This is a genomic window from Kurthia sp. Dielmo, assembly GCF_000307285.2.
GTDB lineage: Bacteria > Bacillota > Bacilli > Bacillales_A > Planococcaceae > Kurthia > Kurthia populi.
In genome coordinates this window covers 1-768 of sequence record NZ_CAEP01000180.1, presented here as the reverse complement: position 1 = coordinate 768, position 768 = coordinate 1, and the positions used below count along the sequence as shown (strand labels likewise).

At 35.3% G+C, this 768-nt stretch carries 1 protein-coding gene; it reads right to left on the bottom strand.

Annotated features, from left to right (window positions below):
* Positions 1-84: 84 nt before the first annotated feature.
* Positions 85-768, bottom strand: a 684-nt coding sequence (locus KTHG_RS00045; protein WP_222424322.1) for an FtsW/RodA/SpoVE family cell cycle protein, incomplete at its 5' end; no start/stop codon positions are given.

The following is a 768-nucleotide window of genomic DNA, read 5'->3' as shown; positions in this document are numbered from 1 at the left end:
CGGAACCGCATTCCAGCGCGATTCCGTTTTTTCTTATGCTCATAGGAGCGGTTATTTTCACACATATATTAAAACCTATGAGTGTCACACGAAAAGATTTTTCCGGCGATACACACTTAATAATAGTCCTGTTAGCATGCCAGTTGAAAGTGTTGAAATCAACCCATAATCAATAAATGGAAGCATGAATGCACCAATATTAAATAAACCCAGTGAACTTAACACATTACTAATAAATAATAGCGAACAGAATGTCCCAATCCCAATTAATAGCATTTGTCCAAACGGTTGTTGAATTGTTTGGCTTGTTTTTACAAAATGAATGATAAGAAGTGCAATTAATGCTAAAGCAATCGCTAATGCTAAAAAACCAAATTGTTGTACAATATTGAGCAAAATGTATTCAAAGGTAATTATGTGTTCTTGAACATCACTTGCGCCAATAAAATGCGCGGATTGTAAAATCGTTTGTAAATACCGATTTACCTCTTCCATTCCTGCTACTCGAAGCATTAAATAAGGTCCATGTGTTGGATAAATCAGCACATAATAATACGTAAGCGCGAGCCCCACAAGTATTAACCAGCCAGCTAAACTCCAAATCTTTTGTGAGATACGATAGTTGCTACAAAGCATCATAATAGCAAAAACAAGACCAAAAAGAGGCACATATTGCTGACTAAGTGTCGTCACTAATGCGATAAATATCACCATTAAATAGGCATTTAAAAGCCATATATTCATCTTGCGTGTCATAAAAATAGCTAA